Consider the following 17,791-nt stretch of genomic DNA (forward strand, 5'->3'; position numbering starts at 1 on the left):
CCTACCGCTGCCCGGGGTTCCTCCGCAGCAGATAGGTGTCCATGACCCACCCCTTGCGCTCCCGGGCCTCGGCGCGCACCCGCTCGATCTCCGGGCCGGCCTCGGCGAGCGGCCCCGAGACGAGGATCTCGTCCGGCGTGCCTATGTAGGCGCCCCAGTAGATGTCGATGTCCTCGTCCGCGTACCGCCGGAACGCCTGGTGGGCGTCGAGCATCACGACCACGTCGTCCACCCCCTCCGGGAAGCCCTCGGCGAGCCTGCGGCCGGTGGTGATCTGCACGGGCCGGGCGACCCGGTTGAGCCCCGTGCGGTGCCGGGCGACCAGCGCGGAGACGCTGCTCACCCCCGGGACCACGTCGTACTCGAACACGACGGCGCCGCGCTCCAGCACCTCCTCCAGGATCCCGAGCGTGCTGTCGTAGAGCGCCGGGTCCCCCCACACCAGGAAGGCGCCGGTCTCCTCCTCGCCCAACTCCTCGGCGATCATGCGCTCGTAGATGCCGGCGCGGGCGCTGCGCCAGTCCCCGACGGCCGGCGAGTACGCCGAGCCGCCCGCCTCGCGGTCCCGCTCCGGGTCCCGGGCCTCGACCACCCGGTAGGAACCCGCGGGCAGATGCGCCTCCAGCATGTCCCGGCGCAGCTGGGTGAGATCGCTCTTCGCCTCGCCCTTGTCGAGCAGGAAGAACACGTCCGTGCCGCGCAGCGCACCGACCGCCTGCAAGGTCAGCTGCTGGGGGTCGCCCGCACCGATACCGATGACATGAATCTTTCGCACGCCACCGAGTCTGCCGTATGCCACCGACAACGCGTCCCCCGCCTCGGGACGCGGCGGCTCAGGCGCCGAGCCGCGGCGCCACGGCCACGGCGTCCACGGGCCCGGCGCCCTCCTCCACCCGCCCGGCCAGCTCCCGCCCCCAGCGCACGATCCCGGCGAGATCCATCCCGTACGGCCGGTCCTCGCCCCGCCCCCGCTCCCACTCCTCGACCGCCCCCGCGCCCCGCCGCAACAGCCGCGCCCCGCCGACGGCGTTGCCCCGGGCCGCGTGCGTGAGGCCCACCGCCAGCTGGGCCAGCCCCCGCCACAGCGTCCGCTCGTCCTCGGGCCCCGACTTCCAGGCGTCCTCGAACACCTCGTGCGCATGGAACGGCCGGCCCGCGTCCAGCAGCGCCTGCGCCTCGGCCACCGTCTCCCGCGGCGCCCGCACCACACCCTCCGGCTGCCGCGGCACCCCCTGCGCGCCGTACGCCAACGGCCGTCCCAGCCCGTCCCGGGGCCGCGCACTGCGTGCCCGCCCCGCCCCGTCCCGGTCCCGGCCCGCCGACCCGTCCGCGTTCGTCATACGACCGATTGTCCCCCGCCCCGCCCCCGGCCCGTTTTCGGCACACCCCGGCACGTGCGGTAAAGTGCTCTTCGCACGATCACGCGGACCACCGCGAGTCGACGCATCGGGACGTGGCGCAGCTTGGTAGCGCACTTGACTGGGGGTCAAGGGGTCGCAGGTTCAAATCCTGTCGTCCCGACTGGAGACAGTCGCAAGATCAGGGCCGGTTTCGGAGACATCCGAAACCGGCCCTTGATCATTCTTGGGGACCGGTCCGACCGGCGGCGTTTGCCGGTCGGACCGGTCCACCGGACGCGTGCCCGGTACGGAGTGGGACGGTCCGGGCGGTATTCGATGTCGGTGGAGCGCCGGGCACCGGCAGGAACGGTGGTCTTGTCGGCCATCGAGTCCCTTGGTCGGGGCGGTGCGTCGGTGGCGCGGCCATTCCTCGACGTCGACGGTTGTCCCCGTCGATGTCCGTTCATGCCCGAACGACACCCGAATCTGTTTACTTTCCTGCAACGCAGGCGTAGCCTCCCCGGTAAACCACAGATCCGGGCATCGGTCGGAGGCAGACGGACATGTACGCAGCGGAGCGGCAGCAGGAGATCCTCCGGCTCGCCCGTGACGGCGGCCGGGTGGACGTCGTGTCGCTCGCCGAGGAGTTCCAGGTGACGGCGGAGACGATCCGCCGCGATCTCAAGGCCCTCGACCGGGCCGGACTGCTGCGCCGGGTGCACGGCGGGGCCATCCCGGCCGGCCGCCTCGACTTCGAACCGGACCTCACCGAACGCGAGTCCACGGCGGCCGACGAGAAGGACCGCATCGCCAAGGCGGCCCTGGCCGAACTGCCCGTCGACGGCACCGTGATCCTCGACGCCGGCACCACCGTGGCCCGCCTGGCCGCCGCGCTCCCGCTGGAGAGCGAGCTGACCGTCGTCACCCACTCCCTGCCCATCGCCGCCCGCCTCGCCGACCATCCCGGCCTCCAGCTCCACCTGGTCGGCGGCCGCGTACGGCACCGTACCCGGGCCGCCGTGGACGCCTGGGCGCTGCGCGCGTACGGCGAGATCCGCGCCGACGTGCTGTTCGTCGCCGCCAACGGCTTCTCCACCGCGCACGGACTGACCACCCCCGACCTCGCCGAGGCCGCCGTGAAGCGGGCCGCCGTCGCCGCCGCCCGCCGGGTGGTGCTGCTCGCCGACTCCGCCAAGCACGGCCAGGAGCACTTCGCCCGCTTCGGCGATCTGGGCGACGTGGACCTGCTGATCACCGACAGCGCCCTGAGCCCTGAGGACGCCGCCGCCATCGAGCGCGCCGGCACGGAGGTGGTCCGCGCATGATCGTCACCGTCACCCCCAACCCGTCCCTGGACCGCACCTACGAGGTCCCCTCCCTCGACCGCGGCGAGGTCGTCCGCGCCACCGGCGAACGCATGGACCCCGGCGGCAAGGGCGTCAACGTCTCGCGCGCCGTGGCCGCCGCCGGCCGCCGCACCGTCGCCGTTCTGCCCCTGGGCGGCGCGCCGGGCGCCCTCGTCGCCGAACTCCTCGCCGCGCAGGGCATCGAGGTCGCACCGGTCCCGGTCGCCGGGACCACCCGTTCCAACATCGCCCTCGCCGAGGCGGACGGCGTCCTGACGAAGATCAACGCGCCCGGCCCGGAACTCGGTCCCGAGGAGCGGGAACTGCTCCTGCGGACCGTACGGCGCCAGGCGCACGGCGCCGACTGGATCGCCTGCTGCGGCAGCCTCCCGCGCGGCCTCGCCCCCTCCTGGTACGCCGACCTTGTCGCCCGGGCGCACGCCGCCAGGGTGCGCATCGCGCTGGACACCTCCGGGCCCGCCCTCCTGGCGGCGCTGCGCGAGGGCCCGGACGTGGTCAAGCCCAACGCCGAGGAACTCGCCGAGGCCGTCGGGCGCCCCCTGGCGACGGTGGGCGACGCGCTGAAGGCGGCCGAGGACCTGCGCTCGCTCGGCGCGGGCGCGGTGCTGGCGAGCCTCGGCGCCGACGGGCAACTCCTCGTGACCGGCGCGGGCGCCTGGTACGGCGGCGCGCCGGTGGCCGCCGTCCGCAGCAACGTCGGCGCGGGCGACGCCTCGCTGGCCGGTTTCCTCATCGCGGGCGGCGCGGGTCCCGAGGCCCTGGCCTCGGCCGTCGCGCACGGCGCGGCCGCCGTACAGCTGCCCGGCAGCGTGATGCCCACCCCGGCCGACCTGTCCCCGGCGGCGGTCACGGTGACGGCCGACGTCCCCCTCGACCGCCCCCTGACGGACCCCGCGCCATGACCCGCCCCACGGCCCCCGCCGCTCTCCGGGGACCCCAGAGCCGAACCCGGACCCGGAGCCCGACCGTGGGCTCTCCGCCCGAGGCCCACACGGCCCACACGGCCCGTACGGCCTCCGCCGCGTCCCACGGCACCCGTGCCGGGGCCCCGGCACCAGCCCCCGCCGCCCCCCACGGCATTCCCGTCCCCACCCCCGCCCCGGCTTCCCCCGCCGCCCGGGCGACACGCGTGCGAAGGAGCCCGCGATGAGCGAGATGATCACCGCGGACCTGGTCGACCTCGACCTGTCCGCCGACACCAAGGAAGCGGCGGCGCGCGCCCTCGCCGAGCGGATGGCGGCCCTGGGCCGGGTGACCGACCTGGCGGGCTTCCTCGCCGACGTGGCCACCCGCGAGGCGCAGATGCCGACCGGCCTGGACGGCGGCATCGGCATCCCGCACTGCCGCAGCGCGCACGTCACCGAGCCGACGCTCGCCTTCGGGCGCAGCGCCGCCGGGATCGACTTCGGCGCCGCGGACGGCCCCGCCGACCTGGTCTTCCTGATCGCCGCACCGGCGGGCGCCGACGACGCCCACCTGACGATCCTGTCCGCCCTGGCCCGCCAGCTGATGAACGCCGAGTTCACGGCCGCGCTGCGCTCGGTCGCGGACACGGCGACAGCGGCGGCGCTGATCCGCGGGGACGTGACTCCGCAGGAGGCCGCCGCGGCGCAGCCGGAGGCGGCCCCGGCCTCGGGTGAGGCGGCCCCGGCCTCGGGTGAGGCGGCCCCGGCCTCGGGTGAGGCGGCTTCGGGCTCCGCGCAGACCTCCCCGGCCGACGCCGCGGCCCCGGCGGAGGCGGGTACGCCGGACGTCGCCCCCTCGGAAGCACCTGCCGCGAAGGACACCACGGACCCCGTCACCGCCGATCCCACCCCCGAGCAGCCCTTCAGGATCGTCGCCGTCACCTCCTGTCCCACCGGCATCGCGCACACCTACATGGCCGCCGAGTCGCTGGAGAACGCCGGCCGGGAGGCGGGCGTCGAACTCGTCGTCGAGACCCAGGGCTCGGCCGGCTTCGCCCGCCTCGACCCGGAGCTGATCGCCGCGGCGGACGGCGTGATCCTCGCCCATGACGTCCCCGTACGGGACAAGGACCGCTTCGCCGGGAAACCGACCGTGGACGTCGGCGTGAAGGCCGGCATCAACCGCCCCGGCGAACTGATCGCCGAGGTCCGGCAGAAGGCCGCCCGGGGGGAGACGACCGCCCCGGCCGCCGCCGGCACCCCGGTCGAACGCACCGGCGAACCCGGCGAGGGCTACGGCACCAAGCTGCGCAAGTGGCTCATGTCGGGCGTCAGTTACATGGTCCCGTTCGTCGCGGCCGGCGGTCTGCTGATCGCGATCGGCTTCGCGCTCGGCGGCTACAAGGTCAACAAGGCCCCCTCGGTCATGGACCACTTCGTCTGGACTCAGACCGACAGCTGGGCCGCGCTGATGTTCCAGATCGGCGGGGTGGCCTTCGCCTTCCTCGTCCCGGTCCTGGCCGGCTACATCGCCTACGGCATCGCCGACCGGCCCGGCCTGGTCCCCGGCTTCGTCGGCGGTTCGATCGCGCTGACCATCAACGCCGGCTTCCTCGGCGGCCTGGCGGCCGGACTGATCTCCGGCGCGGTGGTGACGGCGATCCAGCGGGTGCGGATACCTCAGGCGCTGCGCGGCATCATGCCGGTGGTGGTGATCCCGCTGATCTCCTCGGCCGTCGTCGGGTTCCTGATGTTCGTCGTCATCGGCAAGCCCATCGCCACCGCGCAGAAGGGCATGACGGACTGGCTGTCCGGGCTCAGCGGCGCCAACGCCGTGCTGCTCGGCGCGCTGCTCGGCCTGATGATGTGCTTCGACCTCGGCGGCCCGGTCAACAAGGTCGCCTACACCTTCGCCACCGCCGGGATCGCGGTCTCCGACCCGAGCGACTCGGCGATGAAGATCATGGCCGCGGTGATGGCGGCGGGCATGGTGCCGCCGCTGGCGATGGCCCTGGCCACCACCGTGCGCGGCCGGCTGTTCACCGAGACCGAGCGGGAGAACGGCAAGGCCGCCTGGGTCCTGGGCGCCTCCTTCATCTCCGAGGGCGCGATCCCGTTCGCCGCGGCCGACCCGCTGCGGGTCATCCCGTCGGCGATGGTGGGCGGCGCGCTCACCGGAGCCCTGTCGATGGCCTTCGGCGCGACCCTGCGCGCCCCGCACGGCGGCGTCTTCGTGGTCCCGCTGATCGGCAACCCGTTCCTCTACCTGATCGCCGTCGCGGCCGGTGTGTGCACCTCGACGGCCCTGGTGGTCGCCCTCAAGACCCTGCGCGGCTCCGCCCCGGGCGCCCCGGGCGGCGAGCAGGAGAAGGGCGAGCACGAGCAGGCGGCGCGGGCCGGGTCGGCCGACCGCGAGCAGCCGGTGGCCGCCTGACGGCCCCGCCGCGGCCCTGCCGCTTTGGGGTGCCGTGAGCAGTTCACGCCACCTGCGAGACACGCCACGGTCCGGGGCCGATGCCCCGGACCGTGGCGTTCACCTGGTGACAGGCCTGGGCACGTCTCGATGCTGATGCTGATGCGGTGCGGCGTGGCCCTGCCGGCCGTGCTGATCATCGCTGGTGCGCCGTGTGATGCGGAGAGGGCAGGATTCGAACCTGCGTGGACCCCCGAAAGGATCCGACCTCGAGGCGTGCTCGCCGGTCCCCGATCAACCACTCCGGGCACCTCTCCTCGCTCCCGACTCCGGTGATTCCCGGGGTCGTTCACGTGAAAGAGAATGGCACGGGCCCCTGACACGGGACTGACACCTCAAGACCGGGCCGAGGGCACCAGCGGGCCCGCCCGTCCACCGGTGCCCTGACCGAGAAGTCGGAAGGACCGCACCTCCAGCCGGCTTTGCGGCGATGCCGTGGGCAGTACGTCCATGAGCTTGTGGAGGTCGGCCGCCGACCGCGCGGAGGCTGAGCGCGTCGCGCGCCGCCAGGCGGAGGAAGCCGGACACGCGGCCGTGCGAGGGCGTGCCCTCCCGACATCGAAACCACGCCTCCATGGCCGGATCAGTGCGAACAAATTTTCGATAGTCGTCGCTTTTGCTTCGTGTGTCGCTACGATCAACGACGCAGCGATCGCTGGGCAGGATGGGGGGCCGATGCCGCAGGCGACGAGTATCCCGCTCGATGAGGGCGGAAGCCTGTACGTCGAAGTGGGCACCCGGGACGACGACGGATGGACGCCCGCGGGGCGCACCCACGACGCGGCGGGCCCGGCAGGACGCACGCTGCGACTGGTCCTGGAGCCGGGCGGCGCGGTGGCTCGAACCGCGGCGGTAGCCGGCATCTCCGTCCCGGTCGAACGGCATCGCCCGGCCGAAGGGTGACCGGTGTGGCCGCCGATGTGTCCGCGCTGTTCGGCGCCGTGGTCCGGATCCGCTCGGCCGACGGGACGATCGTGGGCGCGGGGTTCCTCGTCGCGCCCGACCTGGTGTGCACCTGCGCGCATGTGGTGGCACAGGCCCTGGGCACGGACCCCGCGTCCGCCGATCCGCCCCAGGGCGGGGTGCGGATCGACTTCCCGCTGCTGACCCCGAAGAGGTCGGCTCCACAGGGCAGCCGGGGTGCGGGGACCGCGGTCGTGGCAGGCTGGGTGCCGATCCTCGCGGACGACACCGGAGACCTCGCCCTGCTGCGGATGGACGCGAGGCCCCCGGACGACGCGGCGATCCCCTGGCTGGTGGAGGCCAACGAACTGTGGGACCACGCCGTGCGCGTGTTCGGGTTCCCCGCGGACAGCGACCACGGAGTGTGGGTCGCCGGCCGGCTGCGCGCGCTCCAGGGCGCCGGCTGGGTGCAGATGCAGAGCGAGGCCGGACCCGCCATCGAGCCCGGGTTCAGCGGATCCCCGGTCTGGGACACAGACCTCGACGGCGTGGTCGGCATAGCGGTGGCCGCCGAATTCGGCAGCCGCGCCGGCACCGCCTACCTGCTGCCCGCCGCCTCCATCCTGCGGGCCTGGCCGGAACTGGCCGAACGTGCGCTGCCTGCTTCGCCGTACCGGGCGCTGACCTCCTTCACGGCACAGGACGAGCCGGTGTTCTGCGGCCAGGACGAGGCGGTCGCCCGCCTGGAGACGCTCACCATCCGGCAGCCGGTGGTCGTGCTGTCCGGCCCCTCGGGCAGCGGCAAATCCTCTCTGGTGCGGGCCGGGCTGCTGCCACGGCTGACCAGGGCGGGGTGGGCGACGGCGGACTTCCGTCCCATCCCGGGGCTGAGCCCGGCCCAGACCCTCGCGGGGGCCCTGGCGCCGTTGCTGAAGGGAGAACTCGACGAGTGGGACGTCACCGGTCACCTGACGCAGGCCCGGCACGCCGAAATCGCCGCACGGCTCGCCCGCCGGCACCCGGGCGGCGTCCTGCTGTTCGCGGACCAGTTCGAGGAGATCGTCACCGCCGACCAGGACGCGGCACGAGAGCTGGTGGGCCTGATCTCCGCGCTGACCGCCGACTCGCCGGCGGCCACGCCGATCCGGGCGTTGCTCACGGTGCGCTCCGGGTCGCTGGACCGGATGCTCACCCAGAGCAACCGCAGGGCCCTGGACGAGGGGATCACCTTCCTGGCCCCGATGGGACGGGAGCAGTTACGGGCGGCGATCACCGGACCGCTGAGGGCCACTGCGGGCATCGGGTACGAGCCGGGTCTGGTGGAACGGATCCTGGACGACGCGGGGGAGGGGCCCGGGCGGCTGCCCATGGTGGAGTTCACGCTCACCCGGTTGTGGGACCGACGCCGCAGCGGGAAGCTCACCCACGAGGCGTACGACGCGTTCGGCGGAGTCACCGGCGCTGTCGCCGACTACGCGGAGGAAGTGTACGAGCGGCACCTGCGGCCCTCGGAGCGTGAGGCCGCCCGGCGACTGTTCGTCCAGCTCGCCCGGCCGCAGGAGGACGGGGGATTCACCCGCCGGGCGGTGCGTGTCGACGCGCTGGAGGCGGAACAGCGGCGCCTGGTGCCACGGCTGGCCGACCGCAAGTTGCTGGTGACGACGCGGGCGGTGGACGGCGCGGAGATCGCGGACCTGGCACACGACGCACTCATCGACGGCTGGAGCCGGCTGCGGGAATGGCTGGCCGCGGATCGCGACTTCCGCGACTGGCAGGAACGGCTGCGGGCGGCCCTGCGTCAATGGGAGCAGTTCGACCGCCGCAACGGGGCCCTGCTGCGGGACCCTCTTCTCACCGAGGCACTGAAGTGGAGCACGGAGCGGCCACGCGACATCACCGCCGACGAGCGGACGTACATCACCACCAGCGTGCTGCTGCGAAAGCGGCGGTCCCGGCGCGGCCGTCTCATCACCAGCGGGGTGGCCGTCCTGGCGCTGATCGCCGCGACCCTCGCGGGCCTGGCATACGACCGCACCCAGGAGGTCACTCGCCAACTGCACGCCCAGGCCGCGCGGCTGCTCGGCCAAGACGCGCAGCACCGCGCCGACGACGCTCCGGGCACCGCGGCGCTCCTCGCGCTGTCCGCATGGCGTACCGACAGCACCCAACCCGAGTCCTACGGCGCCCTGTTCAAGCTTTACGCACGGCTGCGGAACGTCGACACGATCGACGAACTCGACATCGACCACGCACTCGCGCTCACCGCCGCCCCGGACGGCAGGGCCGCCCTCATCGTCGACCAGCGCGGGGTGGCCTCGGTACTCACCGGCCTGCTGGGGCAGGTGAAGGTGCACGCGCTTCCACGCTCCCGCCTCAACCTGGACCGCACCCCTCTGCTGGCCCTCAGCCCGGACGGCCGCAGTGTCGCCATGCTGGACGACCACAGCGACCTCGCACTGTGGAACACCGACCATCCGGACAGTCCCGTGAAGCTGCCCGTCCCGCCAGGCTGGAACCCGGCACGGGACCTCGAAGACCTCGCCTTCTCCCCGGACGGCTCACGCCTGGCGGCCCTGTTCGGCGGCGTGAACGCCGCCCGGACGGCCGAGACCGACAAGCTCGGCCTGTGGAACACCGGCACCAGGCACCTGGTCTCCGCCCGGCTCCTGCACGGCAGCGGATTCGGTGCCATCCGCTTCGCAGCCCGGTCCGACAGTGTCCTGATGAAGCGTCAGGGTTCGACGGGCGACCAGTACGTGCAGATCGACGTGCGCACCGGTGCACAGGTGCATTCGGTCGGCACCGCCTTCCCCGAGGATGTCGGACTCGGCGGCAACGTCGTCCTCGACTGCACCGAGTCCGGGACCCTGCGCATCCGGTCGCCGTCCGGTGCCCCGCTCCACACGCTGCGGGTCGAAAGCTGCCCCGACAGGCTGCTGGACGGCACGGGCCGCTACGCCCTCGTCGCCTCGGACGAACCGCTCGGCCGGCCGGACATGTCCACCATCAAAGTGGTCGACCTGCGCACGGGGCTGGTCTCCTGGACCACGATCCCCACCCACGACGTCCTCGCAGGCGCCGACACGGTGGTCTCACCCCGCCCGGACGGCACCTTGTCGGTCCTGGTGCTGAAGGGGAAGGATCTGCTGCGCTTCACCGCGCCCCGGCCAGGGCCGTCCGTCGCCTATCCCATGCCCACGCGGACCAGCGAACTCCTCCTGAGCGACAGCGGACGGTTCCGCCTGCTCGCCGACGACAGCGTGGGGGCGGCACAGCTCCGGCTGCTCGACACGTCCGACGGCGCGATATCCACGCCTTCGAGCAACGTGCGGAAAGACATCCTGCAGGCATGGGACACGTCGGACCCTTCCCAAGCCTCGGGCGCGGTGTTCACCTCGGACGACCGCCATCTCGCCACTCTCCGCGGCGGCACCCTGACGATCTACTCCCTGCCGGGCCTCGTACGACAACGCGTCATCCCCTTGCCCGTGCCGCCCGGCGTGCCCGGGAACGTCACCGGGACGCTGGCCACGGCGGACGACGGCAGCCTGCTGACGCTGTACGCCGGTGAATTGACCCGGTGGGACCCGTCCGACGGCCGCCCGATCGGGACGCCGCTCCCGCTGGGCCACGGCACCGACCTGTCCTGGCCGGCCTCGAAGGGCACCCTGATCGTGCCCCGTCCCCGGCACCCGGGGCAGGCCCTCGTACGCGAGCGCGGGGGAGTCATGCGGCTGTGGGACCTGCGCACGCGACGCCCCCTGGGCTCCTTCCCGGCCGACCCCGACACCACCGGTGACCGATCGACCGTACTCTTCGACACATCGGGAAACACCTTGGCCGACTTGAGCAACATCAAGTCCGGTCACGCCGCGAAGATCGAGTTCCGCCGGCTCCCCGACCTGCGCACCCTGGCGCTCCCCGTCTCGGCCGGCGACGTCTCCGAACTGGTCGGTTTCACCCCGGACGGCTACCTGGTGTCCAGCCGCGGCGACACCTTGCAGGTCTGGCGCTGGGACACGGCAACCGATATCGCCGCCCTCACCGTCCCCGACGGCATCCGCTGGTACGTCCACGGAGACACGGCTCAAGGCGTCACCGCCGCCGGTTCGTTGTCTCTCCCGCTCGACCCCGACCAGTGGCGCACCGCACTCTGTCATGCCATCGACCGCCCCTTCACCAAATCCGAACGGCGACTACTGCCGGACGGGACGATCACGAACAATCTCTGTGCGGGTTGACGTCCGTCACGAGTTCGTCCGCTTCGGGTCCGGCCGGCGGGCCGGGGCGCATCTGGCGAGCATGGTCTGGACGGCCTGTTCGACGGCGTCATGGACGTCGGATGCTGCGGGGTTCCAGTCGGTCAGCAGCATGCGCGGCCACAGGACGTAGTTGGCGATCATGCCGAGGAACTGGTTCGCGGCGCTCGCGGCGTCGGGGACGTAGGAGATCGCCGAGCGCACCGGCGGCGCCTGGAAGCCCAGCCCCGGATCGGTCCAAAGGTGCGGGCGGTGGGCGGGACCGCCGCTGTTCTCCGGCTCGACATCGGCGACGTCTCCTCTTTCGCGTCCTTCACCTCCGAACTGGGCGAGCGGCTGGAGCGCTGGGGTGCTTCGCGGCTCGACATCCTGGTCAACAACGCGGGAGTGGGGGTCTTCGGACCGCTGGAGGACGTCACGACCGACGACTTCGACACGGTGATGGGCACCAACGTCCGGGGCACGTTCTTCCACATCCAGTCACTTGTGCCGCTGCTGGCCCAGGGTGGCCGCGTCATCAACGTCTCGACGTCCCTGACTCGCCACACCGGCCCCGCCGCCTCGGTCTACTCCGCTTCGAAGGCCGCCGTCGAAGCCCCGAGCCGTACCCTCGCCGCGGAACTCGGCCCGCGCGGCATCCGGGTCAACTCCGTCGCCCCGGGGCCGACCGCGACCGACTTCAACGGCGGAGCGATGCGGGACGACGCCGACATGCGCCAGGCGCTGGCCGGACAGACCGCGCTCGGACGCGTCGGCGAACCCGAGGAGATCGGCGACGCCATCGCCACGCTGGCCTCCGAGGGCCTGCGCTGGGTCACCGCCCAGCGCATCGAGGTCTCCGGCGGCGCCCTTCTCTGAGTGACCGAGCGACGGTGACCCGCCGGTTCATCGCCGGCGGCAGGTGCCGCCCACCCGGTCGACCACCCGCAGCACGTGCTCGGTCTCGGCGATGCGCCCGTATTCGGCGAACGCCTGCCCCGGCGAGGGCGGGTGTCCCCCGCTTGTCCCCGGAGTGCTTCGGCGACGGCGCCGCGCTCCCCATGCGGACGACGTGGAACCCGGTGACGACCGGGAGTGCACCGCGGCCGACGGCCCGCCCAACCTGACACGTCTCGCCGACGGCGACCGCGTGGTCACGCCGACCACGCACGCCCGTACCACCGTTGAGGATCCTGCGCGGCTCTTGACGCTGCCCGGCTGCGGTGGAATCGTGCCGCCGACAACGTTGTCACGCCCAAGGCCGGGTGCGCTGCGTGATCCACGGCCTCCTGAGAGACCTCCGGGGGTTGTTCCACGTCGAGAGGAGAGGTTGGGGCAATGGCCGGCTCTCGCCTGTTCACCGTGCACCTCCGCGGAAGGCCGGACACGCCCGGGCCACGGCCGGCCCGGCGCCGGCCCGCGCTGACGCGGCTGCTCGCGTCGGGCGCGATCGCCCCGGCACTCGGGGCGGCGCCCGTCGCCGTGTCGCCGGCTGCCCACGCCGCCACCCCGGCGGGGCACGCGGCCGCCGTGCCCGTGTCGGCGCCGGGCCGCACCGCCCCCGGGTCCGCACCGGCCGACACCGCGGCCGCGAACGCCAGTTGCACCGCCGGGAACCTCCCCGACCGGGCCATCGGTCCGGCCGTGCGCCGGCCTCCGGGCCGCCGGCACCGCCGTACCCGGTGACGCCGGCGCGACCAGGCGCTCGGCAGGCAGGAGCACGCCTTCCACGTCGACGAGCAGACCGTGCCCGTCGACCCCACCAAGATCGCCGCGTCCCGCACGCCGCCCACCGGCAAGGACCTCCACGTCTTCGCGATGGCGCGGGACGGGACGCCGGCCGGCGACCGCTGACCGTCGCGGAGAGCACCCCGGCGGTGCCCCCCGCGCACCGCATCGCCCGACCATGCCTGAACCAGAACCAGCGAGAGGCATCGAACGTGTCCCAGCTCCCTCCGCTCCCCGTCGACCGGCGCCGGTTCGTCCAGCTCCTCGGCGCCTCGGCCGCCCTGGCCGCGCTCCCCACGGCCCTCGCCGAGGGCACCGCGTCGGCCGCCGGGCACACCGGCACCGGCGCCCCGGCCGCCCCGGACCCGGTGGCGGACGTCTACTACCGGGTCCTGCTCGACCACACCCACTGGTCGGAGACCCAGTGGGACGCGGCCAAGGGCCACTACACGGCCACCGACTTCGGTTTCGCCGTCGTCCTCGGCAACGCGGTCCTGCTCACCCACGGCACCTACGACGCCGCCAAGGCCGGCATCGACGCGGCCACGCTGAAGGACCGGACGGTCGCCTCGATCCGGCACTTCGCCGCCTCCAACCGGAACAACGGCGGTACCGAGTGGGGCAAGACGCTCTTCTTCGACACCACCTTCCAGCTCTACTTCGCGCTGGCCGCCCGGCTGCTGTGGCCGGACCTCGACGCCACCACGCAGAAGAACGTGGACGCGCTGATCCGCAACCAGGCCGCCTACACCACGTCGCTCGGCACCGGTGACGACCCGCTGTCGTCCCCCTGGACCCCCAACGGGCTCAGGGGCGGCTGGCAGGGCGACACCAAGGTCGACGAGATGGGCGTCTACGCCCAGTCGCTGGTGCCCGCCCTGGTCTGGGCGCAGGACGACCCGCGCCACGGTGACTGGCTGGCGGCCTACCGCGACTGGTCGCGGAACGAGACGGGGCTTCCCGCGGCGGACCTGGCCAACCCGGCCGCCGTGGACGGGACCGCGGTCAGCGCCAACACCGGGCACAACCTGTGGGACACCTTCCTCGTCGAGAACCACGGCTCCTTCGAACCGCACTACCAGGAGGAGGTGTGGCGCACCTCCGCCCGGACCGCGATCCACTACCTGACCGCCGGCCGCGACCTGCCGCAGGTGGTCACCGACCAGCCCAACACCGGCCCGCTGTGGCGCAGCATCCTCAACGTGATGAGCGACGCGGGCGAGCCGTTCATGCCGATGATCAACGACCGGGAGCACCTGTACGGGCGTGACGTCATCCCGCTGGCGTTCCAGGCCCAGGTGATCGGCGACCGGGCCGCCGCCCGGGCCGAACAGGCCATGGCGGAGCGGCTGGAGGCGTACCAGAGCTACCCGCCGCAGCACCGGCTGGCGAAGTTCTCCGGCGAGCCCAAGTACGAGCCGGAGGCCCGCGCCGAGGTCGCCATCAGTTATCTGCTCCACCTGTGGGCGGCGCGGTCCGGGCGGCGGGTGCGGGCACTGTCGAAGACGGAGTTCTTCCAGCGGGCGTCCGGCGTGATGGACTTCGGGGCGGGCCCGGGGCTGCTGTCGCACCAGTCGTCCGGCGCCTGGTCGGCCGCCGTGAGCAAAGCCGGGTTCGTGAAGTTCGCCTGGCAACCGGCGCACGACAACTGGCTGTTCAAGCTCAGCGCCGCCACGCCGATGTTCCTGCCGGCGGCCACCGGCACCGTCGCCGGCCGCCGGGTGCGGGCCTACCACGCGGTGCGGGACGGCTTCGACGGCAGCGCGACCGTGTTCGACCTCGGCTCCACCACGTACGCGGGCCTGACCACCCTGCCCTCGGGCGCGGTGGTGTACGCCACCACCGGGACCGGCGAGGGCGAGGGGCACCTGGAGGTCTACAACCTCACCATGCCGGGCATGCCCGGTCTCACCGGGTCGCGCACCTACCGGTACGCCGAGGGCAGCCACACCGTCGCCGCCGCCGACAGCGACGGCACGACCACCGGCGGCCGGGTGGACCAGCTGACGTTCATCCGGACCTCGGCCCGGTACCTGCGCATGCAGGGCGTCCAGGGCGACCCCGCCTACGGCTACTCGATCTACGAGTTCGAGGCCCGGGACGGCGCCGGCGGCGCCGACCTCGCCCAGGGCGCCACCGCCACCGCGTCCTCCTCCGACACCGGCATGGGTCCCGCGCTCGCCGTGGACGGCAGCACCACCACCCGGTGGGCGGTCGCCAAGGGGGACCGCAAACGGGCCGACAGCTGGCTGCAGGTGGACCTCGGCGCCGCCCGGTCCCTGGACCGGGTCACCGTCCGCTGGGAGGCGGCCGCCGGACGGAAGTACCTCGTCCAGGGCTCCACCGACGGGCGGACCTGGACCGACCTGGCGTCCTGGCCCACCCCGGACGTCACCAGCAAGGGCGGCTGGCTCGACATCGACGGCCGCGCGGGACTGGTGGTGCGCGGCTCGGCGCTGCCCCTGTCGGTCTACGGCGACACCGTGGTGCTCGCCGACGGGCCGGCCGCGCCGCTGCTGGTGGAGGGCATACCCGGCGCCTCGGCGAGCACCCTGCGCGCGCTGGCCGCCCGGCCTGCGCCCCGGCCGGGCGCCGACGGGGTACGGGCGGCCCTGACCGAGGACCACCTGAGCCTGTTCAACCTCACGGCCGCCGCGGTGTCCACCACGGTCGCGGTGCCCTCCACCGGCACCGACCGGGTGCTGTTCGAGGGCCGGCAGACGGTCACCTCGGACGGGACCTCGCTGGAGGTCCGCCTCGACGCCGCCTCGGCCGCGCTCCTGGCGCCGCGGCTGTCCCTGCGCCCACCGACCGGCCGCAGGCTGCCCTCGGGCCTGGTCGCCGAGGTGCTGGACGCCGCCACCGTGCGGCTGTCCGGGGCGTCGTGCCAGGTGCGGGTGAGCGGCCAGGGCCGTACCGTCGTGGCGACCGTCCGCGGCAGCGTCACCGTCCGGGTGCCGGGAGCCACCGCGTTCCCGGTGGACGATCTGGCGCTGGGCCGGACCGTCTTCCCGACCAACCCGCTGCCCGCGGGGATGTCCGACCCGCGGGCGGCCGTGGACGGCGACCCGCACACCGCCTGGACGCCCGGACCGAAGGGCCGGATGGTGGTGGACCTGGGCGCCTCGGTGGCGTTCACGGGCGTCCGCGCCGACTGGACCGGCGGGCGCGTCCCCACCGTCCGGGTGGAGGTCAGCGACGACGGCCTGACCTACCGGAGCGCGGGCACGATGACCGGGAAGGGCCCCCGCCGGGAGCTCGCCACCAGGGCCACCGCCCGTTACGTGGCCCTGGCGACCGACACCTCCGGACCGGGAGCCGCGCGCCTGGTGGCCCTCACGGTGCGCTGACGGGCGTGAGCCGGCGGGCGGGGGCACCGGGCGCAGTCCCACTGGCCGGGGGCGGCGTGCTCGGTCAGGCAGCGCAGGCCGGCCTTCCGGGGCACGGCGAGGTGGTGACGACGGGCGAAGAGTGCTGATTCCTGTGCTGGTCGGGTCAGTGAAGGCCGAAGTCCGGGGCGGGCCGGTCCGGTCCGAACAGCCGGGTGGGCACCGCGTCGGCCAGCACCCGGTACCCGGCGGGGTTCAGGTGCAGATGGTCGCCGACGTCCAACGACGGCAGCAGCCGGCGGGGTTGGCCGGGGTCGCGGACCGCCCGGTCGAAGTCGAGGACGGCGTCGAAGCGGCCGCTGGTGCGGATCCAGCGGTTGACCGCCTGCCGGGCCGCCTCGCGGTGGCCGTCCGGGTCGTCGTAGCCCGTGTTCCCCCCGAAGGGCGTCAGCGTGGCGCCGTACACGGGGATGCCCTGCGCGTGCGCCCGGACCACGATCTGGTCGTAGGCCGCGAGCAGGTCCGCGGTGGTCTGCCGCTGTGCGGCCTCGGTGGGCGCGGCGGTGCCGATGTCGTTGACGCCCTCGAAGAGGACCAGCCACCGGACCCCGCTCTGCGCCAGCACATCGCGGTCGAAGCGGGCCAGCACATTGGGGCCGAGGCCGTCGTTCAGCACCCGGTTGCCGCCGGCCGCCTGGTTGAGGACCGCGACCTGGGCGGTGCGGGGCGTGGACCGCAGCCGGGCCAGCAGCTGGTCCGTCCACCGGTCGTTGCCGTCGGTCGTGGAACCCCGGCCGTCGGTCAGCGAGTCGCCCAGCACGACGGCCGCCGCCGTGGTGCTCCTCGACCAGACCTCCACCCCGCTCAGGAAGTACCAGTGGGCGGTGGTGGCGGCCCCGCCGAGGTCCGCGTCGGCCACGTGGTTCCCGTTCACCATGTACGAGGTGGTCCGGGAGCCGGGGTGCGAGGTGATGTCGTCCGACGCCTGGCCGTCGGCCAGATAGAGCGTCACCGTGAGGTTGGAGCCCGCCCGCAGGTCGAGGTCCAGCGGGTCGGAGACGGCCTCCGCGCCGACCGGGACCACCGTCGAGGAGCGGCCGTCGAAGGTCACCTTCCGGACGGTGCCCGCCCGCACGGCGGCGGACCCGGCGCGACCGCCCTCCGGGAGCGCCACCGACACGGCGGTGAGGGGCAGCGCCGCGCCGCCGAACGCGTTGGAGAAGCGCAGCCGCAGATGCGTACCGCCGACCGAGACGTGCACGGTCTGGCGCACCGTGCTGTCGGCGAAGACCCGGCCCGGCTGGGTGAACGGCGCCGGCGGCATGTTGCCCGGCTCGGTCAGCTGGGGCATCGAGGTCCAGGTGTTCACCCAGTGCCCGGCCGCGGCGACCCGGGCGGTGCTCGTCGTGCGTTCGCCGCCGGCCGCGGAGGACGTGGCGACACCGGTGACCGTGAGCACGGCCGCGGCGGCCAGGCTCACCAGGAGTGCGGATGTTCGGGCCATGACC

12 protein-coding genes, 1 tRNA gene and 1 pseudogene are annotated in these 17,791 nt (G+C 73.7%); 9 read left to right on the forward strand and 5 right to left on the reverse strand.

From position 1 onward, the window contains the following. Nucleotide 1: 1 nt before the first annotated feature. Nucleotides 2-775, reverse strand: coding sequence for a precorrin-6A synthase (deacetylating) (gene cobF, locus ACSP97_RS30395; RefSeq protein ID WP_355151920.1), 774 nt, complete (start codon nucleotides 773-775; stop codon nucleotides 2-4). Nucleotides 776-833: 58 nt separating this feature from the next. Beyond that, entirely contained in the window at nucleotides 834-1,340 is a 507-nt protein-coding gene (locus ACSP97_RS30400; RefSeq protein ID WP_355529864.1) for a DUF309 domain-containing protein, read from the reverse strand. A 107-nt stretch (nucleotides 1,341-1,447) separates the two neighbouring features. Between ACSP97_RS30400 and ACSP97_RS30405 the strand changes: the two genes are divergently transcribed. From ACSP97_RS30405 to ACSP97_RS30420, 4 genes are all read left to right on the forward strand, one after another. Beyond that, a tRNA-Pro gene (locus ACSP97_RS30405) sits at nucleotides 1,448-1,521 on the forward strand. 382 nt (nucleotides 1,522-1,903) lie between these two features. Beyond that, complete coding sequence (locus ACSP97_RS30410) at nucleotides 1,904-2,665, forward strand: DeoR/GlpR family DNA-binding transcription regulator (RefSeq protein WP_355153042.1); 762 nt, start codon at nucleotides 1,904-1,906, stop codon at nucleotides 2,663-2,665. After that, nucleotides 2,662-3,609 (forward strand): 1-phosphofructokinase, encoded by a 948-nt coding sequence (gene pfkB / locus ACSP97_RS30415; RefSeq protein ID WP_440555215.1) that lies wholly within the window; start codon nucleotides 2,662-2,664, stop codon nucleotides 3,607-3,609. Before ACSP97_RS30410 ends, pfkB begins: the two co-directional genes overlap by 4 nt. A gap of 244 nt (nucleotides 3,610-3,853) precedes the next feature. Continuing rightward, a complete protein-coding gene (locus tag ACSP97_RS30420; RefSeq protein WP_440555217.1) occupies nucleotides 3,854-6,046 on the forward strand; it encodes a PTS fructose transporter subunit IIABC in 2,193 nt (730 codons plus the stop codon). Between the two features lie 199 nt (nucleotides 6,047-6,245). On the opposite strand, the pseudogene ACSP97_RS30425 reads toward ACSP97_RS30420, so the two are convergent. Further along, nucleotides 6,246-6,342 (reverse strand): annotated as a pseudogene (locus ACSP97_RS30425). 418 nt (nucleotides 6,343-6,760) lie between these two features. Between ACSP97_RS30425 and ACSP97_RS30430 the strand changes: the two are divergent. Both ACSP97_RS30430 and ACSP97_RS30435 read left to right on the forward strand, forming a co-directional pair. Further along, on the forward strand, nucleotides 6,761-6,988 hold the full coding sequence (locus ACSP97_RS30430; protein ID WP_355153047.1) for a hypothetical protein: 228 nt from the start codon (nucleotides 6,761-6,763) through the stop codon (nucleotides 6,986-6,988). Between the two features lie 5 nt (nucleotides 6,989-6,993). Then, entirely contained in the window at nucleotides 6,994-11,229 is a 4,236-nt protein-coding gene (locus ACSP97_RS30435) for an nSTAND1 domain-containing NTPase (protein WP_440555220.1), read from the forward strand. 6 nt (nucleotides 11,230-11,235) lie between these two features. Here ACSP97_RS30435 and ACSP97_RS30440 read toward each other — a convergent pair whose 3' ends face one another. Then, nucleotides 11,236-11,451: a TetR/AcrR family transcriptional regulator C-terminal domain-containing protein gene (locus tag ACSP97_RS30440; protein WP_391870570.1), complete on the reverse strand. Its 216-nt coding sequence runs from the start codon at nucleotides 11,449-11,451 to the stop codon at nucleotides 11,236-11,238. A 48-nt stretch (nucleotides 11,452-11,499) separates the two neighbouring features. Here ACSP97_RS30440 and ACSP97_RS30445 point away from each other — a divergent pair, with 48 nt between their 5' ends. The 3 genes from ACSP97_RS30445 (at nucleotide 11,500) to ACSP97_RS30455 (ending at nucleotide 16,304) form a co-directional block, all read left to right on the forward strand. Further along, a complete protein-coding gene (locus tag ACSP97_RS30445) occupies nucleotides 11,500-12,105 on the forward strand; it encodes an SDR family NAD(P)-dependent oxidoreductase (RefSeq protein WP_440555222.1) in 606 nt (201 codons plus the stop codon). 459 nt (nucleotides 12,106-12,564) lie between these two features. Then, nucleotides 12,565-12,912, forward strand: coding sequence for a hypothetical protein (locus tag ACSP97_RS30450; RefSeq protein WP_440555224.1), 348 nt, complete (start codon nucleotides 12,565-12,567; stop codon nucleotides 12,910-12,912). Between the two features lie 254 nt (nucleotides 12,913-13,166). After that, nucleotides 13,167-16,304 carry a discoidin domain-containing protein gene (locus ACSP97_RS30455; RefSeq protein ID WP_440555226.1) on the forward strand — a complete coding sequence of 1,046 codons (3,138 nt, stop codon included), beginning with the start codon at nucleotides 13,167-13,169 and terminating at the stop codon, nucleotides 16,302-16,304. A gap of 145 nt (nucleotides 16,305-16,449) precedes the next feature. Here ACSP97_RS30455 and ACSP97_RS30460 read toward each other — a convergent pair whose 3' ends face one another. Next, complete coding sequence (locus tag ACSP97_RS30460) at nucleotides 16,450-17,787, reverse strand: SGNH/GDSL hydrolase family protein (protein ID WP_355153053.1); 1,338 nt, start codon at nucleotides 17,785-17,787, stop codon at nucleotides 16,450-16,452. Between the last annotated feature and the right edge of the window lie 4 nt (nucleotides 17,788-17,791).

It is taken from the genome of Streptomyces sp. SCPE 10, from assembly GCF_051980735.1.
Classification (GTDB): Bacteria; Actinomycetota; Actinomycetes; order Streptomycetales; family Streptomycetaceae; genus Streptomyces; species Streptomyces misionensis.

Excerpts from the sequence above, each read along its gene's own strand:
- ACSP97_RS30400 (WP_355529864.1), bottom strand. The coding sequence starts at position 1,340 with ATGACGAACGCGGACGGGTCGGCGGGCCGGGACCGGGACGGGGCGGGG.
- ACSP97_RS30410 (WP_355153042.1), top strand. The coding sequence starts at position 1,904 with ATGTACGCAGCGGAGCGGCAGCAGGAGATCCTCCGGCTCGCCCGTGAC.
- pfkB (WP_440555215.1), top strand. The coding sequence starts at position 2,662 with ATGATCGTCACCGTCACCCCCAACCCGTCCCTGGACCGCACCTACGAG.
- ACSP97_RS30420 (WP_440555217.1), top strand. The coding sequence starts at position 3,854 with ATGAGCGAGATGATCACCGCGGACCTGGTCGACCTCGACCTGTCCGCC.
- ACSP97_RS30430 (WP_355153047.1), top strand. The coding sequence starts at position 6,761 with ATGCCGCAGGCGACGAGTATCCCGCTCGATGAGGGCGGAAGCCTGTAC.
- ACSP97_RS30450 (WP_440555224.1), top strand. The coding sequence starts at position 12,565 with ATGGCCGGCTCTCGCCTGTTCACCGTGCACCTCCGCGGAAGGCCGGAC.
- ACSP97_RS30460 (WP_355153053.1), bottom strand. The coding sequence starts at position 17,787 with ATGGCCCGAACATCCGCACTCCTGGTGAGCCTGGCCGCCGCGGCCGTG.